At 30.5% G+C, this 26,491-nt stretch carries 30 protein-coding genes and 4 tRNA genes; 32 read left to right on the top strand and 2 right to left on the bottom strand.

The window, feature by feature from the left end; all coding sequences use genetic code 11:
- Nucleotides 1–107 precede the first annotated feature (107 nt).
- The 27 genes from DWZ63_RS10485 to DWZ63_RS10360 all read left to right on the top strand — a co-directional run bounded on the left by DWZ63_RS10485 (nucleotide 108) and on the right by DWZ63_RS10360 (nucleotide 21,062).
- A complete protein-coding gene (locus DWZ63_RS10485) occupies nucleotides 108–911 on the top strand; it encodes a BRO family protein (protein ID WP_147353222.1) in 804 nt (267 codons plus the stop codon).
- 592 nt (nucleotides 912–1,503) lie between these two features.
- Entirely contained in the window at nucleotides 1,504–1,896 is a 393-nt protein-coding gene (locus DWZ63_RS10480) for a hypothetical protein (protein ID WP_118499828.1), read from the top strand.
- A gap of 398 nt (nucleotides 1,897–2,294) precedes the next feature.
- Nucleotides 2,295–3,392 (top strand): ParB/RepB/Spo0J family partition protein, encoded by a 1,098-nt coding sequence (locus DWZ63_RS10475; protein ID WP_118499827.1) that lies wholly within the window; start codon nucleotides 2,295–2,297, stop codon nucleotides 3,390–3,392.
- A 19-nt stretch (nucleotides 3,393–3,411) separates the two neighbouring features.
- A complete protein-coding gene (locus DWZ63_RS10470; protein ID WP_118499826.1) occupies nucleotides 3,412–4,026 on the top strand; it encodes a hypothetical protein in 615 nt (204 codons plus the stop codon).
- A 14-nt stretch (nucleotides 4,027–4,040) separates the two neighbouring features.
- Nucleotides 4,041–4,853, top strand: a complete 813-nt coding sequence (locus DWZ63_RS10465; RefSeq protein ID WP_243020590.1) for a hypothetical protein — start codon at nucleotides 4,041–4,043, stop codon at nucleotides 4,851–4,853.
- A 48-nt stretch (nucleotides 4,854–4,901) separates the two neighbouring features.
- Nucleotides 4,902–5,462, top strand: a complete 561-nt coding sequence (locus tag DWZ63_RS10460; protein WP_118499825.1) for a hypothetical protein — start codon at nucleotides 4,902–4,904, stop codon at nucleotides 5,460–5,462.
- Entirely contained in the window at nucleotides 5,452–5,865 is a 414-nt protein-coding gene (locus DWZ63_RS10455; RefSeq protein WP_118499824.1) for a deaminase, read from the top strand. The genes DWZ63_RS10460 and DWZ63_RS10455 overlap by 11 nt, the downstream gene beginning before the upstream one ends.
- A 3-nt stretch (nucleotides 5,866–5,868) precedes the next feature.
- Nucleotides 5,869–6,114, top strand: coding sequence for a hypothetical protein (locus tag DWZ63_RS10450; RefSeq protein WP_118499823.1), 246 nt, complete (start codon nucleotides 5,869–5,871; stop codon nucleotides 6,112–6,114).
- A complete protein-coding gene (locus DWZ63_RS10445; RefSeq protein WP_118499822.1) occupies nucleotides 6,101–6,376 on the top strand; it encodes a hypothetical protein in 276 nt (91 codons plus the stop codon). The genes DWZ63_RS10450 and DWZ63_RS10445 overlap by 14 nt, the downstream gene beginning before the upstream one ends.
- A 100-nt stretch (nucleotides 6,377–6,476) precedes the next feature.
- Nucleotides 6,477–6,905 (top strand): hypothetical protein, encoded by a 429-nt coding sequence (locus tag DWZ63_RS10440; RefSeq protein ID WP_118499821.1) that lies wholly within the window; start codon nucleotides 6,477–6,479, stop codon nucleotides 6,903–6,905.
- A gap of 3 nt (nucleotides 6,906–6,908) precedes the next feature.
- Nucleotides 6,909–9,542: a hypothetical protein gene (locus DWZ63_RS10435; RefSeq protein ID WP_243020588.1), complete on the top strand. Its 2,634-nt coding sequence runs from the start codon at nucleotides 6,909–6,911 to the stop codon at nucleotides 9,540–9,542.
- The gene (locus DWZ63_RS10430) at nucleotides 9,505–10,365 is read left to right on the top strand and encodes a hypothetical protein (protein ID WP_118499820.1); all 861 of its coding nucleotides are present in this window, start codon (nucleotides 9,505–9,507) and stop codon (nucleotides 10,363–10,365) included. The genes DWZ63_RS10435 and DWZ63_RS10430 overlap by 38 nt, the downstream gene beginning before the upstream one ends.
- 1,119 nt (nucleotides 10,366–11,484) lie before the next feature.
- Nucleotides 11,485–11,793 (top strand): hypothetical protein, encoded by a 309-nt coding sequence (locus tag DWZ63_RS10425; RefSeq protein ID WP_118499819.1) that lies wholly within the window; start codon nucleotides 11,485–11,487, stop codon nucleotides 11,791–11,793.
- A gap of 20 nt (nucleotides 11,794–11,813) precedes the next feature.
- Nucleotides 11,814–12,023, top strand: a complete 210-nt coding sequence (locus tag DWZ63_RS10420; protein WP_118499818.1) for a hypothetical protein — start codon at nucleotides 11,814–11,816, stop codon at nucleotides 12,021–12,023.
- Between the two features lie 7 nt (nucleotides 12,024–12,030).
- Nucleotides 12,031–13,200 (top strand): hypothetical protein, encoded by a 1,170-nt coding sequence (locus DWZ63_RS10415; protein ID WP_118499817.1) that lies wholly within the window; start codon nucleotides 12,031–12,033, stop codon nucleotides 13,198–13,200.
- 401 nt (nucleotides 13,201–13,601) lie between these two features.
- A complete protein-coding gene (locus tag DWZ63_RS10410; RefSeq protein ID WP_118499816.1) occupies nucleotides 13,602–13,886 on the top strand; it encodes an HU family DNA-binding protein in 285 nt (94 codons plus the stop codon).
- 27 nt (nucleotides 13,887–13,913) lie between these two features.
- Complete coding sequence (locus DWZ63_RS15735) at nucleotides 13,914–14,081, top strand: hypothetical protein (protein ID WP_182431494.1); 168 nt, start codon at nucleotides 13,914–13,916, stop codon at nucleotides 14,079–14,081.
- 38 nt (nucleotides 14,082–14,119) lie between these two features.
- A complete protein-coding gene (locus tag DWZ63_RS10405; protein WP_118499815.1) occupies nucleotides 14,120–15,247 on the top strand; it encodes a zinc-ribbon domain-containing protein in 1,128 nt (375 codons plus the stop codon).
- A 178-nt stretch (nucleotides 15,248–15,425) separates the two neighbouring features.
- Nucleotides 15,426–15,872, top strand: coding sequence for a hypothetical protein (locus tag DWZ63_RS10400; protein ID WP_147353221.1), 447 nt, complete (start codon nucleotides 15,426–15,428; stop codon nucleotides 15,870–15,872).
- 115 nt (nucleotides 15,873–15,987) lie between these two features.
- A tRNA-Tyr gene (locus DWZ63_RS10395) sits at nucleotides 15,988–16,067 on the top strand.
- Between the two features lie 232 nt (nucleotides 16,068–16,299).
- On the top strand, nucleotides 16,300–17,064 hold the full coding sequence (locus tag DWZ63_RS10390) for a phage regulatory protein/antirepressor Ant (protein ID WP_243020586.1): 765 nt from the start codon (nucleotides 16,300–16,302) through the stop codon (nucleotides 17,062–17,064).
- A 66-nt stretch (nucleotides 17,065–17,130) separates the two neighbouring features.
- Nucleotides 17,131–18,159, top strand: coding sequence for a site-specific integrase (locus tag DWZ63_RS10385; RefSeq protein WP_118499813.1), 1,029 nt, complete (start codon nucleotides 17,131–17,133; stop codon nucleotides 18,157–18,159).
- A 1,013-nt stretch (nucleotides 18,160–19,172) separates the two neighbouring features.
- Nucleotides 19,173–20,027: a glucosaminidase domain-containing protein gene (locus DWZ63_RS10380; protein WP_118499812.1), complete on the top strand. Its 855-nt coding sequence runs from the start codon at nucleotides 19,173–19,175 to the stop codon at nucleotides 20,025–20,027.
- 47 nt (nucleotides 20,028–20,074) lie between these two features.
- Nucleotides 20,075–20,146: transfer RNA gene (locus DWZ63_RS10375), tRNA-Gln, on the top strand.
- Between the two features lie 45 nt (nucleotides 20,147–20,191).
- On the top strand, nucleotides 20,192–20,485 hold the full coding sequence (locus DWZ63_RS10370) for a hypothetical protein (RefSeq protein ID WP_118499811.1): 294 nt from the start codon (nucleotides 20,192–20,194) through the stop codon (nucleotides 20,483–20,485).
- The gene (locus tag DWZ63_RS10365; RefSeq protein WP_118499810.1) at nucleotides 20,482–20,955 is read left to right on the top strand and encodes a hypothetical protein; all 474 of its coding nucleotides are present in this window, start codon (nucleotides 20,482–20,484) and stop codon (nucleotides 20,953–20,955) included. The genes DWZ63_RS10370 and DWZ63_RS10365 overlap by 4 nt, the downstream gene beginning before the upstream one ends.
- 34 nt (nucleotides 20,956–20,989) lie before the next feature.
- A tRNA-Glu gene (locus tag DWZ63_RS10360) sits at nucleotides 20,990–21,062 on the top strand.
- A gap of 188 nt (nucleotides 21,063–21,250) precedes the next feature.
- Here DWZ63_RS10360 and DWZ63_RS10355 read toward each other — a convergent pair.
- Nucleotides 21,251–21,919, bottom strand: a complete 669-nt coding sequence (locus tag DWZ63_RS10355) for a Ku protein (RefSeq protein ID WP_118499809.1) — start codon at nucleotides 21,917–21,919, stop codon at nucleotides 21,251–21,253.
- 171 nt (nucleotides 21,920–22,090) lie between these two features.
- On the opposite strand from DWZ63_RS10355, the gene DWZ63_RS10350 reads away from it, so the two are divergent.
- The 3 genes from DWZ63_RS10350 (at nucleotide 22,091) to DWZ63_RS10345 (ending at nucleotide 23,370) form a co-directional block, all read left to right on the top strand.
- Nucleotides 22,091–23,011, top strand: a complete 921-nt coding sequence (locus DWZ63_RS10350; RefSeq protein ID WP_118499808.1) for a hypothetical protein — start codon at nucleotides 22,091–22,093, stop codon at nucleotides 23,009–23,011.
- Nucleotides 23,012–23,076: 65 nt separating this feature from the next.
- A complete protein-coding gene (locus DWZ63_RS15730) occupies nucleotides 23,077–23,235 on the top strand; it encodes a hypothetical protein (protein WP_182431493.1) in 159 nt (52 codons plus the stop codon).
- A 62-nt stretch (nucleotides 23,236–23,297) separates the two neighbouring features.
- Nucleotides 23,298–23,370, top strand: a tRNA-Trp gene (locus DWZ63_RS10345).
- A 103-nt stretch (nucleotides 23,371–23,473) separates the two neighbouring features.
- Here the strand turns inward: DWZ63_RS10345 and DWZ63_RS10340 are convergent.
- Complete coding sequence (locus DWZ63_RS10340) at nucleotides 23,474–23,773, bottom strand: hypothetical protein (protein ID WP_118499807.1); 300 nt, start codon at nucleotides 23,771–23,773, stop codon at nucleotides 23,474–23,476.
- 243 nt (nucleotides 23,774–24,016) lie between these two features.
- On the opposite strand from DWZ63_RS10340, the gene DWZ63_RS10335 reads away from it, so the two are divergent.
- Nucleotides 24,017–25,243 (top strand): GIY-YIG nuclease family protein, encoded by a 1,227-nt coding sequence (locus DWZ63_RS10335; protein ID WP_182431492.1) that lies wholly within the window; start codon nucleotides 24,017–24,019, stop codon nucleotides 25,241–25,243.
- A 42-nt stretch (nucleotides 25,244–25,285) separates the two neighbouring features.
- Complete coding sequence (locus DWZ63_RS10330) at nucleotides 25,286–26,491, top strand: hypothetical protein (RefSeq protein ID WP_118499805.1); 1,206 nt, start codon at nucleotides 25,286–25,288, stop codon at nucleotides 26,489–26,491.

Raw genomic sequence — 26,491 nt, 5'->3', positions numbered from 1 at the left:
GATTACTCAGTCTGTCTTATTTTTATGCAAAAAAATAAAATCAAACAGAGAATATACAATCAGAAACTTATAAATCGCATTTAACATAAAAAGAAAGGAATCAAATTATGAGCAACTTAACATTAATTTCAACTGAAACATTCAACAACTTACCATGCAACTTCTACAGGAATATGAATGATGACATTCTTTTAACAAGAGAACAGATTGGTCAGGCATTGGAATATTCTAATCCACAAAAAGCAATTGATAACATTCATTCTAAGCACAGAAATCGTTTAGACGAATTATCAGTTACCACTAAACTGAGGGCAACTGATGGGAAATGTTATAACACAATGCTTTATACAGAAAGAGGTATTATGGAGATTTGTCGTTGGTCAAGACAAAAGAATGCTAACATGTTTATGGACTGGACATGGGATATCATAGAAAAATACAGACATAATAAATTAACGCCTGATTTATCTCAGATAACATCAACATTGACCTCAATAACTAATACACTTACCACTCTCACACAGACAATGACATCAATGCAGCAAGAAATTAACTTTCTCAAAAAGCCACAACAGCTTCCTAAAAAGAAATGGTCATATTGGTCAACTAAGATGTTCCCAAAATATCAACTTTCAACAGACTATTTCCAAATATCTTATAAAGAACTATATAAAAATCTCTATAATGAGATGAAAAATACATATCCAGACATAGATCTTAATCAAGAAATAGATGATTACTGTTATGAAAATCATTTAGAATCATGTTATACACTTGATGTGATTGAGCATAACAAAACACTGCGTAAACTATTTGAGTCTATAGTAGATAATTTATTAGAACAAAATAATTTAACTGATACCAATAATATAAATACAAAAATACCAACAATATTTGATAAGGCATCGTAAGATGTCTTATTTTTATATCAAAATTTCATCTGTTCTATATGCTCACAAAATTTCATTCTCAAAGAAAAATTAGACACTTTATGTTCTAGCCTACCAATTTATCATTAAATGCCTTTCAAACGAAATTTACTGCAATTTTTAAAGATAATCGCCCATAATAGCAGGTAAAAAACATTATATTATACAACCAAACCAAAAAATAATAACAAGAATATTATAACAAGATAAATTGATTCATATATTTCATATGTTCTATATGCTCACTCAAATCGTTAAAAATTGCATCAAAAATCCATTTTAACAGTCAGACATACAATTTGTCATAAACTGTATAAAATTTTAAAATTATCTCATTTTACAACAAATATCTCTAATAGTAGACTATAAAAACAATTACTCTTCCATCACTATTGTAAGTAAGATTAAAAATTTATTCATGCGACAGCATAGATATAGTCCCTTGATAGGGACGGTCTTTTCGCAGCGTCAGCGAGAAAAGAATATCTTTAGGGTAGACAACTGATAACAAGCTCATAAATACAATTCAGATAGAGAATATATAAATATCAACATAGAAAGGAATGAAAACCAAATGAACAAATATGAAACAGAAATACCAAAATATCTCAAGTCAACAGAAAGTAATATCTCAAAGAGTAACCGCAAATCAAAGCACAAACATCATTATGAAGAATGTCTGATTCAAAACAAATCTATATTTGCAGGAAAGACTCGTCTTAATACAGGTTTATATACCTACTGTACTATTTGTGGAAAAATAAATGAGCGATTCAAGGAAAATAAATCTATTATAAAAGATTATATCAGAGAAGTTAACTCACCAATAGGCAAATGCTACTCTCGTATTTCTGATGAGGAATTATATGAAAAGTACCATGACAAATTACCAGTATTCTTTGTAGAGGATATTTACAAAGAGAAGTATGTTGATTTGGAACAGAATAATAACCCAGATGGAGAATAAAACTATAGGTACATCATACATGTACCCAAATGAAACCATCAATCCAAAACATCATGTACCTAAATCAACCAATAACAATTAAACAAAAATTTATGGAGTTTGTATGTAGCGTTAGCGAAATACAAACGGAATATTCTTCTCTTGATAATATGAGTCTATATAGATATAGACTGCACAAAATTGATAGCTGGGATGTACCCAAATGAAGTAAATTTTCACTTTTAGGTACATACAGCATGTACCCAAATGAATTTTTAACAATTTCATACAAGTGCAATTTTTAATGTTTTTTTGAATTCAAATGGAGAATATACTATTGAACCACTTATCACACTCTCATCTCACAAATTGTAACTGTAAAACAAAAATATTTTTATTAAAGAAAGGAAGATTAAAAAATGCAACAGATTAACATTAACGAATTAAAACCACATCCAAGGAATAATGAATTCTTTGATGATATGACAGGTGATGCTTGGGATTCTATGATTCAGTCGGTGAGGTCATCAGGAATAACAAATGCTATTACTATCACTGATAAAAACATTATTATCAGTGGACATCAAAGAGTACGAGCTTGTAAGGTATTAAATATAGAAAGTATTGATTATAAGGTTATTCATTACTCTGATGATGATTACAAAAAAGAAACTGATGTAAAGGATTTAATTGAATCAAATCTACGTCAACGTGTAGTTGGTAATGCCAATCCTATTAAACTTGGCAAGTGTTTTCAGTTTTTGAACGATTGGTATGGATTTGAGCATGGTGCAAAATCTTTTCAAGGAAATCAGCATAAAAAGGTGAGTGCAAAAATTTTGCATACACCAGATTTAGCTAATGCTCCATCCACACAAAAGGATCTTGCTCAAGATTATGGTATAAGCCATCAAACCATGAACAATTATATGCGTTTGGCAAAAGCAATCCCTGAATTAGAAGATCTCGTAGATACAGGAATTGTAACAACGCATACTGCTCTTGCAATAATGAAAGAATTATCAGAAGATGAACAGATTAAACTTATTTCTTCAATGGATACTACAAAAAAAATAACGCAAAAGCAAGTTCAACAGTATATTGACAAGATTAAACAGCTAGAAAATGATAACCCAAAAGTAAAAGAGTTAGAAACACAAATCTCTGAACTCAAAACGGAGAAAAATATATTGGAACGAAAAGTCAAACTCAATCAGGAAGAATCTGATAAATATAACAAGTTAAAATCTGATATTAAATTTCTTACAAAACAGAAAACCGATTTAGGTCGTCAAATCGACTCTGCTACCGAATTGGCAGGTCTGACTGTAAGATTACAGAAATTGTTAGAGACAGAGCTTGCTCCAATTAAATTCAAGCGTTGTATGGAAAGGCTTGATTCTAGTGATGTATGTGTCGGAAATTTAACAGATATTATTAGCAGGATTGATGATTGGTCTGATGAAATGAAGAAACTTTTAAATAATAATATTGATTATGTCGTAGACGTACAGTAAGAAAGAGAGGAAATTACATATGGAAAATTTTAGAACAAAAGCTATCGCAGAAATGACAAAGAATGAAAGAGACTATCTTAGAAATGAATTGAATGAAGTTGACAAGAAAGACATTAACGAACAGTTAGAACTAATTAAAGAACAAAGCGAAAAGCAAAAAGCGAGAATTGACATTATAGAAAAAGAGCATGAAAAGACACAAACAGAGGTAGAAAACTTAAAGAAAAACACAAATGTTATTTGTTCGCCATTTCATTCAAAAAGAAAGAGGAATTTTAATAAATTATGTAAATCAAGAGTTTGGAGTTTATTTAATAATGATATAGATAGCTGTGAATATGTATTATTTAGTTCATTTTTATTTAAAAAGATTTATGGAGATATTGCTACTAAATTTGATTTAGATTCGTGGCATGATTTAAATATGGAAAACTATGAGCAAGAAAATAGTATGTATTCTCAAGCAAAGGAATTTGCGAACTATTGGACACCGTCTGGATGGTATATTAGACATTGTATTGATAGTTTAATTGAAAAAAGAGATAACGGTGTACTTAGTTCTGAAAAATGTCGTGCCTTAACACAGTATTTAAAATCTACCAATAACGGTGAAATAAATCCATTCGCAGCATAGTGAGGTGATACGTCTTGCCAAACTATGTAAAAATTCCAAGAGAAATCATTTATGATAAAGATCTCTCGTCTAAACGTGTGATAATCTTCTCATATCTTTGTGCAAGGCGTTCACTTGATGACACAGTGGCATTTTCTACAACAGAGCTTTGCCACTGGTCTAAATTGAAACCTAACTACAGAGATGGAAAGATAAATCAGAAATATTATGAAGTTCTATTACTTCTCTATCATTATGGATACTTTGAATTGTGTCCAGATTTTGAGAAAAGTCTAAAAGAAAAGACTAATTCGGTCAAATACCAGCAAGTAAAACTTAATATAGAAAAATTTGATGTTCCTGACAAGTTTGGAATCATTTACTTTGATGAATTGGATGCAATATTAAATTTCAAAGAAGAATTAAAGGATAAAGAGATTGATACTGCAAGAATATCATCAGCTTATATTCTACTTGTACTCTCTTATATTCGTGTTAATTTGAATCGAATGGATGGCAAACCGCTATGTTGTTATAGATATTTTAAGACTATTTCAGAAGATATTGGACTTTCTGAAAGATATGTTAGTCGTATAGTTGACATTTTAGAAGAACTCAAAATTGTAAAATGTCAACCTATGAAGAGAGAAAAATATATTAAGGATGGCAAAGAAAAATATGCTACTACTCCAAAGGTGTTTGCTGATTATAGGCATTTTATTCATGATGAACACGGTCAAAGAATTGATAAAGAATATAGTCCTGATAAGGAAATAAAAAAACAGATAGAACTTTTGGAGAACAATAAAATACAGAAACCAATTAACGCAGCACTCAAAAGGAGCTGATTGCAATGAACAAAATTATTTTAAAAACTAAAGGAGAATTATTAAAATATGAAAACAAGTTACACACAGAACTATAACACATTTTCAGGTGAAATTGATATTGAAGATTTTTCAACATCAACACCAAACAAAAAGAGAATAAATAAATATGTAGAGGCAGACAACCTTGAAAAGACAATTTTTGAAAAGGAGCAGGTAAAGAAAAAAATGAATATATACAAATCAATGACTTTAGAAGAATTAAAAGAGATGAAACTTGTAAGTAATACAAACGGAAGACCATCTTCTGATCTCACCGATGAAAAATGGCAGCAAGAACTTCAGATTCGCAAGCTATTTGTTACACCAGCTACAACTGTTACGAGAATGACTGGTAAATATTCTCAGAAACCTGGTACATGGAATACTGAGAAATACGGTGAATATAGTGGAGCAACTAATTGGCAGGAATATTGCAGTTTTATAAATGATGTGCTACGTAATATACGTGCGGGTCAGGTCGATTATGTTTATTATATCTATCACATCCTTGATCTATTGAAATTTCATTATGAAGACTTAAAAACAAGATACCGTGACGGTTACTGGGAGGTTTGGCTTGATAAGTAAAACGGATCGTAGATATTTCTTAAAAGCTCGTAATATTGCCGATTTATCAGATTTTCAAAAAATACATATTGGTTGTGTTGCAGTATACCAAGGTAAAATTATTGGTGTTGGATATAATACAGATAAAACTCATCCTTTACAACAGTATTATAATCAATATCGTATCAATAATCTCCTACCAAAACTTCACGCCGAGATTAGTTGCATCTCTTCTATTCGTCACCTCAATATTAATTTTTCCAAAGTGAAATTGTATATTTACAGGACTCGTTATGATCAGGAACACGGATTGGCACGACCATGTCCTAGTTGTATGGCTGCAATCAAAGATCTTGGTATCAAACACATATACTATACAACCAACGATGGGTATGGGTATGAATATGTAGAGGAGGTGGTTTAAACCATGAGATTATGTTGTCCTTATTGTCATGGGGTTGGATATCATAAGGTGGGATGTCCAGAGTATGAACCAGTACAAAGCAGTTATATGTGTTGTGAATGCAGTGAACCTATTGAAATAGGTGATGAGTTTTTAGAGAATGATGATGGTGAATATATACATAGGGAATGTATCCCTGGTATTAATTGGTTGGCTGATTGGTTGGGATATAAATTTGAAGAAATGGAGGATTTTAATGATGATGACTAAAATATTAAAAAATTTGTTATTTGGTTATAGAACTGATATTGAGTATTGGATACCTATTAAAGATATTGTTATTACATATGATTTTCAAATCACAAGTCCAAATTCTAAGAAATTTAAAGAAAAATTATATAATTTTAGGAAATATGGAACTTTAGGCAAAATTAAGTTAAACAAAAATTTTGAATTGGTGGATGGATATTGCTCTTATTTGATTTATAAGAAATATGGAATGGGAAAAGTACCTGTATATTTTGTGGAGTAAATAGAAATTTCATTTCATTTGTTTTCATGATAAATAAATAGATTTCTATAAAATGAAAAGAGAATATAAAAGTATAAGAATTATTTTAGGAGGATTTTATATGAACAAAACAACTATCTGTCCTATTTGTGGACACAAATTAATTAAAATAGATGATATGAATTATGTGACATTTATCTGTCCTGACTGTCATACAACTGTATTTGATGAAGAAGATGGTAATCGCCACGTTATTAAGTATGGTATTTCTAAGAAAGATGGATATAATATCAGTTTAGATATTGTGTATAAGCAATTTTTGTCCGACCAAATGGTTATGTCTGGTAGGTTAAATGTAAATCCAGGTGAAGTTATGTGTCGAAGAATTTTTAAAACAGATATATATTCTGACTCTATGTTAAATCACTTCTTCCCTATGTTCAAAGAGTTTAAAATGCAGCAGAAATATAATTATTTTGATGGCTATGATAAATATTTTAGAATGTCTGATAATTATTTTAGAAAAACATTTCCAGAATTTTATGAATAAGAGGTGATAATTATAAAAAAGGTACAGTATACATTAGTAAAAATTCCAATAAGAGAACTTATTGATGGAGATTTTAATATTCAGATTAATAGAGATACAGAAATCAAAAAAGAATATCTTATCAAGCAAGGTGATTCTCCTTTATTTGATCAGATTCAGAGACTTCGTGGCGAATCATCATCTCATATAAGTGAACTTATGTTGGTTGTTGCAAAGAAGAATCCAAAGCAAGAGGAATCACTTAGAAGAATTCTAAATGATGGATTCACATATAATGGAATCCACTACTCTCGTTTTGGTAAATCAGCTTCCCAAGGTAAAGATGGAATTACTGCATTTGTATGTGATGAAATTTTTGATGAGTTATATTTGATTACTCAGATGGATATTAAAATTGATGAGTGTGTTATTTCTAAGTACGAAGCTCAGAGATGTTTACCATTCAGTTCATGTACTCTTATTAAAGATTATATGCCTAATATTGTAATTATAGGCGAATATGAAAAAACATTGAAAAATCAGCTTATCAAATATGTAGTTGAAAGAGAAAAAGAATTTGTTGATGAAAATACTGGTAAGAAAAAGAAATATAAAACCAGAGAAATTGAAGAAGGATTAAAAGATATTGGATTATCACCTTTTGACGGATGTGGCTGTCATGAAGAAAACTTTATGAATACTGTGAGTGAGCAACTTGGATTAGACTACAAAGTTATTGGAACACAGGTGCGTTTACCATTTATTAAAGGATATTCTGTATATGTACCATTTAAACAAATTCTTAAAGAATGGGGTTACACCACTATTACTGACATTTATGGGCATATTCATAACATTGATGATGTAGATTGCATTTGGAATATTTCAATGTTTAAAGGGCACAAGATTTTTAAGTCAACTTATGGCGAAAACGCATGGGTTGAATATATGAATACTGTTAGAAAGTATGAATTCAAACTTGGAATCAGTAAATACAGCCATCATATTAAGCATTTAAATAAATATACACGAATGAATTTTCAGTATTTACAATGTCTGGATCTTTGGAATGATAAATATGTCAAATGTTATACAGATAAGACAAAAAAGGACTATGATATATTAGATTCTAAGAATGATGGGAAAATCATTAAGCTTGCAAAATATACCACTAACATGTATGAAAAAATCATTAAAGGTGATAAATTCTATACATATAAATTCATGGGAATTACTGATACAGAAGATTATGAGCCAGAAAGTAAATATCTTGAAGCTGCATTGGTAAATGATGTTATGCTGAAAGATCCTGCCGTTAAGCAATTTATCTATAGAAAACTTAAAAAGTCTATTGATGAAGCAAAGGTTGGTAAAATTTATTGTTCAGGTTTTTATCATACAGGTGTCGGTGATATGATTGGTTATCTTCAGTATGCCGTTGGTGAAGAACCAGTTGGTTGTCTTGGAGAAAGAGAATTATATACAGCAAATTTTGAACCAGGATATTGTTGTTCATTCCGTTCTCCGCTTGTTGATCCATCAGAAGTAAATAAAATTAAGATTGTACGAAATGACATTCTTACAAAATGGTTCGATTATTTTAAAGACCAAGATGTAGTAATGTTTAACATGTATGATGTATCAGCTCCACAGCAAGGTGGCGCAGATTTTGATGGGGATATTTTCTATTTAAGCAATGATCCTATCATTATTGATTCAAAAATAGACAAGCATATCATACTTGATATTGAAGATAAAGTAACTGCTCAGTCAAAACCATACACAAAAGAGAATCTAATTGAATATGAAGTAATGACAAGAGATAATCGTATTGGTGAAATTACTAATGTTGCCACAAGTATAGAGAATAAATATACGACTAATCCAGATATTCAAAAATTATATTCTGATTACTCTTCTCTTCTAAGAATTTTTCAAGGCAAAGAAATCGACTTCCTTAAAACAGGATTCAGATGGCATATGAATTCAGGTCTTAGAAAGCATCTTAAACAGCTTCCATATTTCTTACTTCATAACTATCCTAAAAAAATGAAATCCTATATGAATATAATCAAGAAGAATAGAGATGTTTCTGATGAGGGCAAAGAACATCTTAATGCATATCACTCTCCTTCTCCTATGAATGAGTTATGTGATTATATTGAAACTTGGGAAAAGAAAAATATCTTATGGGATAATAAAATTGATTTGGTTGATACTAGATGCTTAATCATTGATAATGATTTGGATTTGTCTGATAGAAAAGTCTTAAAGAAATGTAGGAAGTTTATAAATATGTATGCGGTTGATATCAAGCAGCATCTGAATCTACATAGAGATAAGTTGGATGATGAAGACCATAAATTCAATATGGATGAAGTTGTAAATGATTATAAGGCAGAACTCCTAAATGAGATTGGATTGCCTGAAAATATTATAGCAAACTATGTTATTAAAGCTTCTTACTTTTCTGTTTCTATTAGTAAATCTCTTGCATGGTCGGCTTATGGTGATTATATCATTGAAAATCTCAAGAATAACACAAATCCAAAGAGAAATATATCAATAAGAGAAGTTCCTTATAAGACGGACAATTCATATGAATATCTTGGAAAATACTATGAATTTGAGGCAGGTGATACATATTTACGACTGTAATGAAACATTTCTATATGAAATTATAGAAGATTACAAAGAAGCAGAGAATAATGAGGTAAAGGACGAGATATTCAACTCGTTCTGCTCCTCAATATGGGCTTCTGATAATAAAAGACGTACATATATGAAAACAATTTATTTTAAGGTCAGAAAGGATTTACTTAATACAGAACTTGGACAAGTATTTGATACATGGTCAGGAATTGAATACAGATATTACAAGTCAATGACTAAAGATGAAAATTGGTGTGCTATTATCAGGCAGAAAATCAATAATATTTATACAAAATATTTTGATAAAGAGGTAATTCTCAATAAGGAGTACATGGATTTATTAAAGAAACCAAAGTTAATATACTTTGATTGGTTATCTGGAATTGAAATGGACGCAGATACAGTCACGGATATTATTGATGATACGATTGACAAAGCTGAAAAACTTAAACAACGTTTTCAAATGGAGAAAATGACATTATCTTGGAATGAGTATAAAAAGGTTGTTGAAGGATTTTTAAGAAGATGCTTTGATAATTGCAAACTAATTGAAGAATATGAGGATAAGACTCAGATTGTAAATAATTATGATTTTATCACTGAAGATAATTTCTATGTTAAGTACATCAATAGATCGTTAAATGCGTATTTTCAAAACTACCAAAAAGACTATTACTCTGTTAAGCGTGGGCACAATAATAAGTATTCTCGTTGTAAACGATGTGGTGGAATTATTGAGAAAATAGGTAGAAATACTCAATATTGTAATGATTGTAAAAGAATTCGTAGGTTAGAAACTAAAAGAAGTTGGTGGAAAAATAATCACTAGACTTTTTAAAAATCCGAGTTTTCCTTATAAAATAAGGGTTTATAACTGTTTTTGTGGTGTTATATATCAGTAATGGAAAACAATGAAATCAGCTTTTCTTGGCTGACAAATAAAATAGAAACAATCAAAATAAATACTTTACTATGATTGCAATGAACTCAGTGTAGATCGGTTTAGTCACTGTGCTGAGAATGCGTGAATATCGGCAAATTATTATATGGGATACTTTATAATGATTTGCTCCAAACTACCGTGAGGTATATTAGGATATTAGGAAAATCCTTAAAGATAAGCGTATGTACTGAGAGCAAATGTAGTTAAAAGCTGCTATCTTGTCGTTGATGTAATAGAGAGTTACACTGTAATGCTTAACCCTGATGCCTGTAGACTGGTAATCTATAGGAGATAAGTAGGGGAATACCAAAATAAGTCAATTTGCCGTGATGATCTGGAAATGGATCGTATAAGATAAGTCAAGTGATTGAGTAGCCCAAGGCAGTAGAAGAACAAGGTATATAAAGAGAACATCAAATTATACAAGTAAGTTTGAGGTTGATTAATTCTGAATGACGGGTGAAAGATGTTCGTAACCAATCGAACCGATACAGAGACAGGTGTATTCCTGTTGGTGAAAAAGTATATGGATGACGGTTTATATGCTCAGATTTCATTATATTGTGGCTGAATATGAGTGCGTTTGTGGAGGCAATCCGAAGGGATTATTGCTATCATAATAAAGTATTTATTTTGTTTGTATTACTTTTTACGCTGGTGGTTGCACTGAAAATCGGTGCTTTCACTAGCTATTTTATTTTTATCGCAGGTTGTTGTAAAAGAAGCATATGAGAGTCATAATCTCATGGAAGACGTGCGATTCGTCTACCTGCAATTACTCTTCTATTGTTATATGGAAGAAATAACTCAAAAGGAGTGAATCAAAATAGTTCAGATTACGAAACAAGAAGCGATGATTCTTAATAGAGATTATAAAATTTGTTATGGTGAAAATGGAATATCTCATACATATACTAAGAATCGAAAATATTATCTTTGTGAAAGAATGTATAATATAAATGCTTTAGAAAAAATACGAAAAATTCAGTCAGTTGGGTAACGCCTATGACTGAAAAAGATTTTAAAATTGAGAAAATTAAAGATGGTAGTTTTCGAGTGACAAGAATTGATATTGAAGGTGACTATCACACACATATGTTATCAAAGCAGTTAGCAAAGACTGTTATACATAATATTTGTTATGATAAAATCCCATTAAATTCACAAAATCATACACTTATAAGTATGTATCGGTTAAGTGATAGTAAGGAGTATCGTGATAAAATTCAGAAAATATTAGACACTCGAAAACAAAAAGGTAAGAAAGATAATTATTATAATCCTAGCAGATATAAATCTGGTGGGAATTTTTGATTTATGGAGGAAAAGGATAAATGGCAAACTTTGTATTTAAGGAAACAAAGCAGAAATCTATGAAAATTGCAGGTATCATTGACACAGATAGTATGATTGTTGAAGTAGATGGCGAAGAAAAGAAGCTTGTTACTCTTCTATCGGTATTTAACGGTAGCGATGTTGAAATAAACGTGAAGGTGAAAGAGGAAAGTGAACTCGATGAGCCTACTGAATCTAATGAAGAATAGAGAGTAGGTGGACGACATCGAGAAGAATGAATTTCTTAGAGAACAATTAGACTTACTCAAGAGAAAAAGAACAGATGAAAATTTAGAATGGCAAGATGTTGCTGACTTTCGTTCTGAATTTAATGGTGATTTAGAGCACAGAGATACAGTACGCAAAGGTAGTAAATTATTATATGAGTATATTGACGCTGGATGGGTTAATGAACCAGTAGAAACAGAAAATAATTCAGATAATGCTGAGTTAATTAAAATGCGTAAAGAAAAGATTAAACTTTCTGATGCAAGAGTTGAGTATAATCGACTCATTAGACAGGAAGCTCGTAAAGAATCATATGCTGATATGGTTAAAAGAATTATTTGCGAAAATGTTGAACCAATGAATATTCCAGTACATTATACATTATTTAACAGTTCAACAGATTTACTTGTGCATTTAACAGATATTCATACTGGAATTGAGATACATAATTGGAAGAATGATTTTGATGAAGATATTTTAAAGCAACGAATTGAAAAATTCACCTCTGATATTTTAGATATCCGTGGAATGCATCAATCTGAAAACTGTTATCTTGTAATTGGCGAGATTCTTAGTGGAATTATTCATAATAATCTTCGATTACAGAACAATATGGATCTTATGGAACAGTTCAAATATGTTTCAGAGTTGATTTCTGCTATGCTAACTAGATTAGCAAATCATTTTAATCATATCTATGTATATACAACGCCTGGTAATCATTCTAGGATATCCCCTAAAAAGGAAGATGGTTTAGATGGCGAAAATATGGACGTACTCTTGCCGTTCTATTTAAAAGCCAGAATGCAGAATTTTGAGAATATTACTATTGGTAACAACAATATTGAACCTGAAATTGCAATGTTCAATATCCGTGGGAATAATGTGTTTGCAGCACATGGACATAAGGATTCGCCAAGTAATGTTGTACAGAATTTTACAATGATGTTCAATGTAAAGCCAGACATTGTGTTGTTAGGGCATAGACACACTAATGCTATGGAAACAGTATATGATACAAAAGTAATACAGTCAGGATGTGTATCAGGTAGCGATCAATTTGCGACTTCAATAAGAAAAGTTAATAGACCTGAGCAAACAGTATCAGTTATAGCTGACAAAGGGTTAATTTGTTTATATGATATTCAATTAGACTAACAAATTACCAATTCTAAGATAAATACTCTCCCGCCCGTCTGTTGTCGAGTAATTACCGATCCGCACTGAAAGATAATAACAACAGACAAGCTATCTCGTAGGAAATCTACGCCAATGTCTACAAACATGTTCAATTCTTCCGAATCTTACACGAGTGTAAGCATTGACATGAACAAGATATGGATAAACACATTTGTTCATGAGAATCACCAACCTTTCACAAAATATGATCAGTAGGTGGGGAGAATATTATATATTATAACATATTGTTAAAGAAAAACAAACTTTGGTTCACGATTATCCTTATAAAATCGTTATATCGAGGGAGTGTACCTTATATGGACGCTACCCTCTTTTATATTACAATAAAATATTAAGGAAAATAAAGGAGAAAATTAAAAATGGTAAAGAATGAATTAATAAGTGCAATTGCAGAAAGAATTGAAGGAGCTAAGAAAGGCGACATCGCTGTTGTTCTTGACACATTTGCAGAGGTCATTACAGATACATTAAAAGCTAACGCTAAAGAGTCAGTTCCAGTTGGAAAGCTTGGAAAGTTTAAGGTTAAGACAGTCCCAGAGCGTAGAGGAAAGATTATGTTAGGTGAAAGAGCTGGCGAAACATATGTAACTCCTGCACATCAGGAAATTACATTTAAGATGTCAAAGACTGCAAAAAATATTTAATCATTACAAAAAGAAAGGACAAAAATATTGACATATAAATCAATATTTACTGCTGGTGTTGCAAGATATTTATTAAAATTGGGAAATCCAATTTATGATATTAAGCCAGACAAGAAAAATAAAGAAAAGACAATTTTTATTTTTGAGGAAACAGAAAAATTTATGAATGATATGGCTAGTGTGAAAAAGCACTAGCCTTTTATATTGTAAAAAGTACAAGAAAGGACAGAACAATGGGAAAGATAATAACAAATAACGAATTTAAAAATGAAATATATACATTAAATCCAAGCTTAGAATTATTATCTCAATATATTAATGCAATTTCTAAAATTAAAATACAATGTAAAAAATGCGGATACAAATGGGAAACAACACCACATGTATTAAAAGCGTCAGGAGCAAAGTGTCCTCAATGCAGTGGAAAAATTATTACTACTGACTTCTATAAAACCAAAGTTTTTAATGAGGTTGGTGATGAATATTCTGTGTTAAGTGAATATATCAACTCAAGTACACCAATACAATTTAAGCACAATAAGTGTGGAACTGTTTTTAAAATGAAACCTGCTAATTTTTTCAAAAGTAAGACAAAATGTAGTAATAAATTATGTAAGCATGATATTTACATAGGTATGAATGAAAAAGAATTTGTAAATAAAGCCAAAAATTTAGGATATCTTCCTAAATCTAAGTATATTGGAATTGATAGTAAAATGGATTATGAATGTATGATATGTCATAATGAATTTTCTTTAAACAAAGCTGGTAAAATTTTTGAAAAAATCAAAACTTCACATTGCCCATATTGTTCTAATATAAAAATTATAAATAAAAATAAAAAGAAATTTATAAACACATTTAATATTTTATTTGGTGAACAATTCGATTTGGTTAGTGATTATATTGGGGCTGATAATCCAATAAAGATAAAACATAAAAAATGTAATTGCATTTCCGAATATTCTAAAGCTGGAAAATTATTAACAGATTATATTTTTCCTTGTAAAAAATGTAATATTTCAAATGGAGAAACTTCTATTATGAACTATTTTACAAACAAAAATATAGAAGTAGTTTATCAAAAAACATTCGAAGAATTACATGGAGTAAATAATGGTGAACTATCCTATGATTTCTATATTCCATCATCTAATTTACTTATTGAATTTCAAGGTAAACAACATGAAAAACCGATAGAGTATTTTGGAGGAGAGCAATATTTTCAAATTCAACAAGAACATGACAAAAGAAAACGACAATATGCAAAAGAACATAGTATCAAACTATTAGAAATTTGGTATTGGGATTTTGATAATATAGAACAAATTTTAGATAAAGAACTTAGTTTATTGGCATAGTTCTTATTTTTATGGAGAAAGAAGGAAATTTGTATTGAAGAAAAATAAATACGAAAACATTCAGATGATTGATCTTGAGGATAAGGTTGATGACATTATCTCTATTTATATCAATAGATTATATCATACTGATAAAACAATTGGTGTAATTGTAAATAAAGAAATTGCTGGATATATTTTGGATAATCTTATTAGACTTGATGAGACAAGTATTAAAGAGATTGACCTTGTTGATTATATGAATATAGACGAATATTTAGTATCGGTTGATGACAATGGTGTAATCACTGTTGTTCCTATTGAGGACTTTGGTGTTCTTGATAAAACAGATATTTTCTACATTGATATGGATGGTGATATTGAGCAGAATATCATTGATTATTGTGTAAATGAGAATAAAGAAGTTATTCTGTTTGGTCAGGAAGATGACTGCGATGGTAATTGTAAGAACTGTAATTGTCATGATGAAACTTATTTACGTACTTCTGAAGACGAAGATGGAAATACTCACGGATTTACTGCTAGTAGGTCGGATGGCGACTCTTATATGAGTTATTCTTACTACTCTAGCGATGAGTTAAGTCATGAAGATATTCAGAAGATGTTAAAGGCTTTTGGATTTTAGTTATAGGATATGTTATAGAAGAATCAGTGTGTAAGTGTTTAAGAGACAAATTTGCTGATTCCGAATAACATCTGAACTTAGAGTGTGTGGTGTATACTACACACTCTTTTTGTACGGGTAGGTCGTATAGCGGCAATTACACCTGACTGTAAATCAGGCGCTTCGGCTTCGTTGGTTCGAGTCCAACCCTGCCCACTAATTCAATGTTTTTGAGTTTGAGAACAGAGAATATAAATATAGGTTGAACGGATAATTCAATAAAGAGTTTGTAGGATGGTTTGCACTCTCCTATCTCTACCTTTCTGTTGATGATACGCATGTATAGGGTATGTTCCTATCGCATCGACAACGGAGAGTTTGCAGGATAATTACCTGCCACTCTCCTATTACTAATAACAATTGTTTTAATAATAGGAGGATTTTACAAATGAGTGAAATTATTTTAAAAGAAGAAAATGGACAAGTATTAGCAAGTAGTCGTGAAGTTGCTGAGAAATTTGGGAAAAATCACAAAGAAGTTCTTAGAGCAATAAAGAATATTTCTAAAGAAATTAGTACAGCGCAATTTTGCGCTCTATTCAAATTAAGTAGTTACAAGGCTTCTAATGGAAAACAAAATCCAGAATATCTTATGAATCGTGATGGATTTTCATTGTTATCAATGGGCTTTACTGGAAAAGAAGCACTTGAATGGAAATTGAAATACATAAATGCTTTTAACCAAATGGAAGAGAAACTTAAATCAAGTACTCAGCTTACAGAAGAAGAAAAATTCAAACTTATGTTATTTAGTAAAGACGCAAGTGAAGTTGCATATGCACACAATAAACTTGTTGAAATTGCTACTGCTCCGCTTGTTGCGGAAATTAAAGAACAAAAACCAAAAATTGAATACCATGATGATGTTCTGAATAAAGAAGGTCTTATTACTACAACTGTGATTGCAAAGGACTTAGGATTTAAGAGTGCCACAAAATTAAATAAAATTATGAATATGAATAAAATCATTTTCAAAAATCAGTCAGGTACTTGGTGTCCTTATGCAGATTACGAATGGTTAATTTCTGATGGATATGCTGACTATCAGAGTTACACACAAGAACATTCTTCGCCTTGTCTGAAATGGACTGAAAAAGGTAGAAAATGGATTATTGAAAATTATAACAATTGGGTTATGAAATTAGTTAGATAACTTTAGAGAAGCGATTTAGTCCACTACTATTTCGCTTCTTTTTTGTATACGAAAGGAAGTGATTTAGTGGCACATGTAACAAGGGTAAAATATTTTACCAAGGATAAGGAGAAATTCATAAATCCTGATAACTTGAAGAAATATAAGAAATATCTCCAATCAAATATTATAAAAAATCAGGATGTTAAAGATACTACATATAAAAGATATGAAGGATTGTTTCGTCATTTTCTTATGTGGTTAGGTGAAAATTATGGAGATTTAGATTTGTATTCAGATGAGTTTATGGAAAATGCCGTTGATATTATGGAGAACTATATTATGTTCTGTCAAGAAACACTTCTGAATCATAAAAAGATTATCAACATGAAAATCTCTGCTGTTAGTTCATTCTATATTTGGTCTATGAAGCGTGGCTTCGTTAAGTATCATCCTTTTGACGGTAAACTTGATAGAATGAAGAAAGCTAATGAGGAACATATTTTGAACTCTTACTTCCTTACAGAAGAACAAGTTCAGACAATTCGTAGAGAGTTATCTGAAAATGATAAGTATTCAATTCAAGACCAGATTTTATTTGAAGTAAGTTTTGACTCAGCAAATAGAATCGGTGCGTTGTTAAAACTACAATTATCCAAGCTTGATTTGGAACATAATATGTTTGTTGACATAAGGGAAAAAGAGGGTTATCATACGCAGGTTGTTTTTGGGAGTGTTGCAAAAGAACTCATTCAAGAGTGGCTTGAGATGAGAAAGAATGATTATGACCATTTAGAATGTGATTCGTTGTTAATTACAAAATATAAAGGAAAATACAAACCTATGGGTGACAGTGCAATCAGAGATAGAATGAAGAAATATGGCGAAATTATTGGAATTTCTGACTATAGACCTCATTGTCAGCGTAAGACTAGGCTAAATCTTGTATATGAGGAAACTGGTGATTTAGCATTGGCAGCCGAGCTTGCCAATCATCGTTCCACTGAAACAACTAGAGAATTTTACTGCCGTAAGCAGACCAAAGCAGAGGTTATGAATAAAATTAATGCTCTAAGAAGCAAAAATTCTAATGTTACTGACGAAGAGAATAAATAAAAGACACTATCCGTATAGCAGAACAGTTGTCTTGAAATCAAATATTGGAAAGAATGAATCTAACCGCCATAAGTTTACCAGACCATGCGGTTATTTTCTTGCATTCTTACCAATCTCATATCCAATCTTATACGCTGAACCACATAAGATACTGGCGATTCTGTCAAAAATTCCCAATAACAGAGAATAAATAAATATAATAAGCTGCTCACATCCAAAAGAAGTGAGGGTGCTCTATCAATTTGTTGGTAGATTTTTATAAACAGCGTTGATGTCGTCCTACGCTATAAAAAGACAAGGTTACGACTGGTTATAGAAGGCAAAGCTATTCTTTTCTCATACCAAAAGCTAAAGTGAGAATTTTCTTGGCATTTGCTATTCATGTAGCATTGTAAGACCATTTGTCACATTAATGTGATTCCTCAAATATTGCATTTTGGTAGAGCCGACTATACAAAGACTCTAGTGCGCACGAAACCTTAATGCAGTATATCGTTCCTACCGACATCTAGGATTTTCGGTGGCTCTCAGCCTTCATAAATGAGAAGATGTTCGTGCTTCTCTACGTTAATGAGAACCTTAAATTGAAGTTTGTACTACAGTGTCTTTTGAGCCTGTGGTCTGTAACTGCCATGATACAAAACTGCAATTTCTGTATCATAAAAACTTATGTCTAAGTTGTATGAATTTTGCAGAGTTCATACAAGTGTTGGGTAAAACATGGGCAAGTTTGGATTAACGTCACCAATACATAATATGGAATGTCACTACACAAGCGCAGTGTATTTTGGGTGGCATAGGTGTTTGTATATTTTACCAGTTCGTGTGTTGGTTAGCGAATAAAATAAAATATATGTAGAAAATTTTCTATTTAAGCGTTGTGTAGTCTAAAGGAGTCAAAACGATCATTTATGATAATTGTAGGTTCGAGTCCTGCCACAACATTCATCATAATCCAATCTCAAACAGAGAATAAATATATGTAACAAGAAAACTGCAAAAGAAAGGAAATTATGAGAAAAAGTTTTTTAATTGTTGCAGGCTTATTTTTAATAACTTGTAATAACACAATGAAAGTAACTGCAAATACAGTCACTACTACTCCATCAATAGCATCAGGTTCATCAATTTCAAAATCTGAATACATTTCGAATATTGATAATCTTAAAGATTTTGTATCAGAACATTTTAACATTGATGAAAAGACTGGAAAAGAATCTATTCTTGAAACAAAAGGTAAAGGATTAAAAGCATATACAACTAAAAAAATGTATGTAAAAGCTAATGTTCATATTAGAAAAAAACCAACTAAGAAAAGTAAGTCTTTTACTATCCTTCCTTTAGGTAAAAAAATTACTGTTGTTAATGGTAAGAAGAAAAAATGGACAAAAATTGAATATAAAGGAAAATTTGCATATGTAAATAGTAAATATGTTTGTTCTAAAAAGCCAAAAATAATTAAGGTTAAATCTGTAAAACTGATTGGATTATCGCAAGTTCAGAAAAACAGAGCTTATACAATAGCAAACATCTGTATTAAAGAGTGGAAACGATATGGTGTGTTACCATCAACAGCAATTTCTCAAGCTATGGTTGAAAGTACATTAGGAAAACATTGTCGAGGTTATAATCTATGGGGAATTAAAAGTGGTAGTGTAAGATATAGCAGTTTAGAAAATGGAGTATATGCATATCTTCGTGTTATTAATAATGGTTGTTATGGTACTGCCCCATTCACCAAGAATTCTTCTAGTCAAATTAGAAAGATATTAAGTGGTGGTTACTGTGTTCCTGTGGGTAATTATTATAAAAATGCAACTTGGATTGTAAACAAGTACAAACTAAAGAAATTCGATAAAATGATATAATCTTATAGTTTTATAGGAGGGTCGTTACTCTCCTATTTTTTTTATATTGGACATTCACCAAAAGGCAAGGTAATGGGTTTTGATCCCATCATTTACTGGTTCGAATCCAGTATGCCCAGTTAATGAATAAAAGGAAATAAAAATAAAAGAAAGGAGTATATATAATGGCAAGTAGATTATCTATTGAAAATGATAGATTAAAAGTCGGTCAAGTAAAACGAGTAACATCGAATAATGGAAATAAAATTGATTCTATTACTCTTCTACTTAATGAATCTGTGGAAGTTTTATTTGCACCCAATGGAAATATATTGGAGTTTACGGTATCAAATCCAAATATTGATATGAGTAATTTGGATTGTACTATTGATAAAGAGACTTTAAGGGATTTAGTAATCAGTTTCAAAGATGCATACAACCAAATAATTGCAAACGAAAGTGAGGGTACAAATTCATGAAATTAGATCAGAAATTTAATGTAGAAAATGATATTGCAAGTGTAGATATTACTGTTACAAGTCTTGGCACTGCTGATTTGACGAGTGAGCAGGAAAAAGAATTACTTGCAAATTACAATAAGTATATCGAGTATAGTAAAATTCAGTTCAAGGGAAATATAAAGCTTAATAATGGGGTTCCAGAAGTAACAACAGATCCGAAAGACGATTCTACTATTGTTGAATTAGAGATTACGGATGTAACAAATGAGAGAAAACTTATCAATGAAGATTTAGCATTTCACTTTGAAAGAGATGTAACAAAATATCCTGATACAGTATTAAATACTGTTCTTGATAAGAAGGAACTGTATGCACAGGCTCAGTGTGTATTATTTGCTACGAAAGTTAAGGAAGCTGTTACTGAGAAGTTGGCTGAAATTCGTGCATTGAATAATACTTTTGAAGGAACTACAGAATATACTCTGTAAAAAATAATGGGTGGTACTTTCCCACCCTAAATATGCTCGGTTAGTCAAGTGGTCAAAGACCTCCGACTTTCTATCGGATAACATGGGTTCGAATCCCATACCGAGTATTATGCGGTAAACCTGATGTCAAAACCTATTTTTTGGATGCATACGGAACTTAGGTGTGTAAGCTCAACACTTACTACTGCCCTATGCCCTTTGTGGTCTTCGGACTGGTACTGTTGTAACAATAGGACACGTCCTATGCAGTTTAGATGAAAGCTCGCCATTCGAGGATGGAATGAGAAAGGCAATATCATTTTGGAATTTTATCAAATATCAATTTTCTTAACTTGAGTTGATATTTATCATAATGAGATTCCCAATCAAATTCTTTTGTATTATCTAAGATATCTTGTTTGAGATTTTCGAGTTGCTGTTTATCTGTTTTATGCTTCATGATAATCGGTAATTCGTTAATCTCGTTCTCATAAAATAAAATGGTTGCAATAATACAATGTTTGTCAGAAAATAAAGCTACTAATTCTTGTTTAGTGCCTAACACTATTTCGGTAACGGCTACTACCCTATTTGTAATCATAGCTTTACGAAGAAGTTCGTATGATATTTCTGATTCCATTTCTGGAATTAGATAATATGATTTATCTATTAAAAGACTTGATATTTCTTTAGGTTTACAGAAATATTCTATTGAAAGTGTTCTGTCTTGATTCGATGTGATTGAATCTATATCGGATTGTTCTAAGACAACATATTTATCTTCTGCATATTTATATCCCTTTACTATATCTGAATTTGTTATTTCCTTGTTACAAGACGGACAGAATTTGATGTAACATACTCTTTCTTTAGAGTCTTTGCAGAGTTGATTAAGCTCTATGGAATTGTTGTGTGATATTTTTAACATTTTTACTGGGATATATAAATCTTGAAATTGGATTGCTGTTTTATATGATGCGTTCATGATAACCTCCTTGTGTATTTTAGTATTAGTATGTGAAGAAATTTGAAAAATATTACAGGATATAGAATAATTTAGGCTATAAATTATAAATTTAAATATTTTTGTAGACTTTTGCCCAATTATAAGATAATATATTATAATATATTAAATAAATATTGAGGTGAAAGTTTAATGAAAGAGAAATTGAATAATATACCTTTGTGGTTTATTAATATTACGTCCGTTGTTTCTGGCGTTATTACAATTATAACAAGTGTAATTAATTTTATTGCGCTATATAAAAATAGGACTAGTTTTATATGGTTATTTATAATTGCTGTTATTTCATTTTTTATTCTATTAATATGTCAAATAAGAAAATATCAAAAATTATATCTTGATGGTTTAAAAGTTGCATCTTTTAACTATCATAAATTAACACATGATTCAAGAGATATCTATTTTGATGTAATGAAGGATCATAAACAAAACAATGATCCAGATACAAAAACACTTACTAATCTTTATCGTGTGTATCTATCATCTATCTTGAATTACTTGTGTAATGTTTTAGAAACCTATTGTAATCAAAAAGTTTCTTGTTGTGTAAAAATTGTAACAGAACCAAAAGATCGTATTGAAGATATTTATTTAAGAACATTTTGCCGGTCTAATAACTCCGAAACAACAAGAGGAAAGTATGAAACAGATTTAATAAAATTATGTGAAAATACAGATTTCTTAGAGATTGTAAATCCTGTAAATGGGCTAAGTATGAACTGTTTTTATCAGCAGAATTTATTAGAATATGACAAAAAGTTACGAAAAGAGGGAAAATACTATAAAAATTCAAATCCTAATTGGCAAAATGATTATATTGGAACAATTGTAGTGCCAATACAAATCGAACAAAATAAATTATATGGATCAAAATTAAAAAATGTATATCATGTGATTGGGTTTTTATGTGTAGACTCTAAATCAGATTCTGCTTTTTTAGATAGACAAGCAAAATTTTATATTGATATTGTAAAATCATTCGCAGATATCATATTTATGCTTTTGTCCCAATATCAACATTATTTAAAAAAAATAATACATAATAATATTTAATTTATTGACATTTGAATGTCTTTATGCTATAATATATGTGTTTATTTTTTTGGGAGGTATTTTTTATGCGTAAAATATTAAATTATATTTATGTTCTTTTTTTTGGAAAATATACATTAGATGGTTTTTTAGATGATAAATCTGCCACAAAAAACACATATGTCTTTGATTCTATTTTCCCAGACAAAAAAAGTATGGAGCAAGTTTTCCCGCTAAATAAATAAATTAGTTTTATAAAACAGTGATATAAAGAGTCATCTCAAATAAGATGACTCTTTTGTTATATGCATCTTTAGCTTAATTGGTAGAGCAACGATCTCCAAAATCGTCAGGTCTATGTTCAAATCGTAGAAGGTGTGCTAAGTGTTAGAAATTGCACTTTCAAAAATTCAAAATGTTTGTACAAATGGTTTTATATACAAAAAATAGAGAGTATTGTCAACTCTCCATTTAATTATACTATTACCATAAATCAACGGTATTTTCTTTATTTACTTCTACCAAGTCATCTTCATTTACATTAAATGGTTCGGTTTTCTTATTGCACTCATAGCATAATGGAACTATGTACCATTTATTGCTTTCATGTGTTTTCTTAACGTGTGCTCCCACTTTTGCACGATTATAGCATTCCTCACATTGACAATATGTTGGGAATGGGAGTAAAGATTTATTTTCCCAATATGTTATCCAAGAGGAGCAACCTTTAGGATTTGAATATCTATCTTTTGATGTTCCGTTGATGTTTTTAACTTCAACCATTATATCATCTCCTTTTATAAGTTTGACATATTTTATCGCAATCTGTCGAATTAGTCAAGTGTAAATTGTGTAAAAGAGAATAAATATATAGCCAACTATGAGAGGATTGTTACTGTTTCGGTTGCAGGTGGTTGGATTATGGAGTGAGAAGCTGAAGAAGTCATGAGCTTCAGTATAGTAGATACTCGCACTACTCTCTCACTCTATTTTAATTGGTTTTGCGAGTGGAAAGCGAGAAATGTTATGAGAGGAAAATTAACAGATTTTAATATTGTAAAAAGAGTTTTTGATGAATGTGGTTTGGAACTTATATCTGATAAATCAAAATATGAGACTTGTCATTCCAAACTAGATTATATTTGTAAAAAGCATAGATATATAGGTGTTCAACAATATTCTTTTAATGATGTTCGTACAAGATTAAAAAGAAATACTTGTGGATGTCCTGAATGTAGTAATGAAAGAAATGGACATAAAACTGTTTCTGGAATCTATTTAATTACCAATACTAAGAATAATAAAAAATATGTTGGACAGTCTTGGAATATATTTCAAAGATGGACAAATCACAGAGCATCATTAAGAGGTGGATATCACGGAAATACACATTTGCAAAATGCGTGGAATAAATATGGAGAAGACAATTTTACTTTTGAAATATTAAAAGAATGTAGAACACAAGAAGAACTTAATGAGTGTGAAATAAATTATATTGCTTATTTCAATTCAGCTAATCAAGATTTTGGATATAATGATGAGCTTGGTGGAAATGGCGTAGGTAAGAAAACAGAAGAATTTAAAAACAGTATGTCATTAGCAAAGCGTGGAGTTTTAGCGAGTCTTTCAAAAGATGATGTAAGGCACATTAAAATGATGATATTTCTTGGTATAGACAGGAAAGAAATATTCAAACAATTCAATACAAATCGTGCAGTAGTTACGGCTATTTGTACAGGTCAGACATATTCTTATATACTACCAGAATTAACAAAATATACAAAAAATATTGGTGAATATTATCGTAATATCAGAAAAGAAGAAATTTTATCTTCTTATGATGAGTTAGGTAGTATTAGTAAAGTTGTAAAAGTTCTTGGTTATTCTCAATCTGTAGTGGAAAAAACAATATATGCAAATAGAAAAATAAAAAATGATGATAAATATCATGTAATATATCAAAAAGTCTTTGAATTACATAATAAAGGTGTTATCAATTATGATATTGCAAAACAGTTACATATTTCTCCTTCTACTGTAGGTAGATATCTAAACGGTCAAAATATTCCATATAGAACTCCAGGCAATAAGAAAATGAATGATAAAATAGAAAAAGAAATAATTGAATTATATAGAAGTGGATATTCTTTACCTGAAATTTCACAAAAATATGATATTTCTGACACTACAGTCAGAGGTACTATAGATAAGTATAAAAACATTGAAAATTATTATGAGGAACTAGCTGTTTAGTTAGTTCCTTTTATATTGGAATAAAAGGAGGTGGTCGTTAGTTTGGCTACGACAAAAGAGACACAGCCTACAAAATTAACGGCTGCACAATTAAAGAAAAAAGTTGAAACACAAGAAGAGAAAATCAAGTCACTTAAAGAAGGTGCTTGGTGTTACATGTGTGATACACATAAAGCAAGGAATAAATTTTATATGAGTACAGATCCTATGTGTAAAAGTGGTCTTACTCCTATTTGTAAAGATTGTGCTCGTAAAATAGCATTAAAAGTAGACAATAAAAATATTGAACATGAGCCTGATAAAGAATCAGTGAAGCTCGCATTGAAATATTTAAATAAGCCATACCTTGATAGGATATGGGATTCAAGTATGCAGGAAATGGAAAACCTTGCTTCTGGAAGAGTTAAATCTAATATTTGGGTTGCATATATCCGTCAGATCTCAATGGGGCAATATAATGGTATGACATATTTTGATTCCGATTTTTATAAAGTCAAAACAAATATATCAGAAAATAGTTCTGATAATTCTTCCGTAGAAAATGAAGATAGTTCAGATGAAGAAATAATGTCAGCTTATGAACAGAATAAAAAAGATGCTATAAGGCTATTAGGCTATGATCCATTTTCAAAAGAATCAACTGCTGAACAGCCTTTTTTATATGCAACTCTCATTGGTTATTTGGATGCTGCTGAAGAAGCAAATGATGATAGAATGCGACTCTCTTCTATCATTGAAATTGTAAAAGGGTTTAACCATATAGAGAAAATGAATGATATTATTGCAAGGCTTATGAATGATTACACAAATATTGAAGCAAATATATCTACTATCAAAAATCTCGAAGATACAAAAAGTAAAATAACCGCTTCGGTTTTAAAGCTTGCAGCAGATAATGGAATTTCATTGAAGCACAGTGTTAATTCAACTAAGGGTGAAAACACATGGACTGGAAAAGTCCGTAAAATGAAAGAAATGAATTTACGAGATGCAGAAGTAAATTTATATGATGTGGAATACTCTGCTGGTCTAAAGCAAGTTGCAGATATCAGTAATGCTTCTATCTTAAAGCAGATTATGTTAGACGAAAATGATTCAGCAGATATGATTATTCAACAGAGAGAACTTATTACAAAATATAAGAGAATTGCTGATGAGTATGAAGAAAAAGCCCGTATTTTACTCAGAGAAAACATTGACTTAAAAGCTCTCGTAAAAGAAAACGGAATCAATATTGAGGAGGATTAG

Origin of the sequence: Clostridium sp. AF34-13 (assembly GCF_003477845.1) — a bacterium.
Classification (GTDB): Bacteria; Bacillota; Clostridia; order Lachnospirales; family Lachnospiraceae; genus Butyribacter; species Butyribacter intestini.
This window is presented reverse-complemented; position numbering and strand designations above follow the sequence as displayed.

What these genes read in the sequence shown, in the direction of transcription:
- DWZ63_RS10485 (WP_147353222.1), top strand. Translation starts at nt 108, where the DNA reads ATGAGCAACTTAACATTAATTTCAACTGAAACATTCAACAACTTACCA.
- DWZ63_RS10480 (WP_118499828.1), top strand. Translation starts at nt 1,504, where the DNA reads ATGAACAAATATGAAACAGAAATACCAAAATATCTCAAGTCAACAGAA.
- DWZ63_RS10475 (WP_118499827.1), top strand. Translation starts at nt 2,295, where the DNA reads ATGCAACAGATTAACATTAACGAATTAAAACCACATCCAAGGAATAAT.
- DWZ63_RS10470 (WP_118499826.1), top strand. Translation starts at nt 3,412, where the DNA reads ATGGAAAATTTTAGAACAAAAGCTATCGCAGAAATGACAAAGAATGAA.
- DWZ63_RS10460 (WP_118499825.1), top strand. Translation starts at nt 4,902, where the DNA reads ATGAAAACAAGTTACACACAGAACTATAACACATTTTCAGGTGAAATT.
- DWZ63_RS10450 (WP_118499823.1), top strand. Translation starts at nt 5,869, where the DNA reads ATGAGATTATGTTGTCCTTATTGTCATGGGGTTGGATATCATAAGGTG.
- DWZ63_RS10445 (WP_118499822.1), top strand. Translation starts at nt 6,101, where the DNA reads ATGATGATGACTAAAATATTAAAAAATTTGTTATTTGGTTATAGAACT.
- DWZ63_RS10440 (WP_118499821.1), top strand. Translation starts at nt 6,477, where the DNA reads ATGAACAAAACAACTATCTGTCCTATTTGTGGACACAAATTAATTAAA.
- DWZ63_RS10430 (WP_118499820.1), top strand. Translation starts at nt 9,505, where the DNA reads ATGAATTTGAGGCAGGTGATACATATTTACGACTGTAATGAAACATTT.
- DWZ63_RS10425 (WP_118499819.1), top strand. Translation starts at nt 11,485, where the DNA reads ATGACTGAAAAAGATTTTAAAATTGAGAAAATTAAAGATGGTAGTTTT.
- DWZ63_RS10420 (WP_118499818.1), top strand. Translation starts at nt 11,814, where the DNA reads ATGGCAAACTTTGTATTTAAGGAAACAAAGCAGAAATCTATGAAAATT.
- DWZ63_RS10410 (WP_118499816.1), top strand. Translation starts at nt 13,602, where the DNA reads ATGGTAAAGAATGAATTAATAAGTGCAATTGCAGAAAGAATTGAAGGA.
- DWZ63_RS10405 (WP_118499815.1), top strand. Translation starts at nt 14,120, where the DNA reads ATGGGAAAGATAATAACAAATAACGAATTTAAAAATGAAATATATACA.
- DWZ63_RS10390 (WP_243020586.1), top strand. Translation starts at nt 16,300, where the DNA reads ATGAGTGAAATTATTTTAAAAGAAGAAAATGGACAAGTATTAGCAAGT.
- DWZ63_RS10380 (WP_118499812.1), top strand. Translation starts at nt 19,173, where the DNA reads ATGAGAAAAAGTTTTTTAATTGTTGCAGGCTTATTTTTAATAACTTGT.
- DWZ63_RS10370 (WP_118499811.1), top strand. Translation starts at nt 20,192, where the DNA reads ATGGCAAGTAGATTATCTATTGAAAATGATAGATTAAAAGTCGGTCAA.
- DWZ63_RS10365 (WP_118499810.1), top strand. Translation starts at nt 20,482, where the DNA reads ATGAAATTAGATCAGAAATTTAATGTAGAAAATGATATTGCAAGTGTA.
- DWZ63_RS10355 (WP_118499809.1), bottom strand. Translation starts at nt 21,919, where the DNA reads ATGAACGCATCATATAAAACAGCAATCCAATTTCAAGATTTATATATC.
- DWZ63_RS10350 (WP_118499808.1), top strand. Translation starts at nt 22,091, where the DNA reads ATGAAAGAGAAATTGAATAATATACCTTTGTGGTTTATTAATATTACG.
- DWZ63_RS15730 (WP_182431493.1), top strand. Translation starts at nt 23,077, where the DNA reads ATGCGTAAAATATTAAATTATATTTATGTTCTTTTTTTTGGAAAATAT.
- DWZ63_RS10340 (WP_118499807.1), bottom strand. Translation starts at nt 23,773, where the DNA reads ATGGTTGAAGTTAAAAACATCAACGGAACATCAAAAGATAGATATTCA.
- DWZ63_RS10335 (WP_182431492.1), top strand. Translation starts at nt 24,017, where the DNA reads ATGAGAGGAAAATTAACAGATTTTAATATTGTAAAAAGAGTTTTTGAT.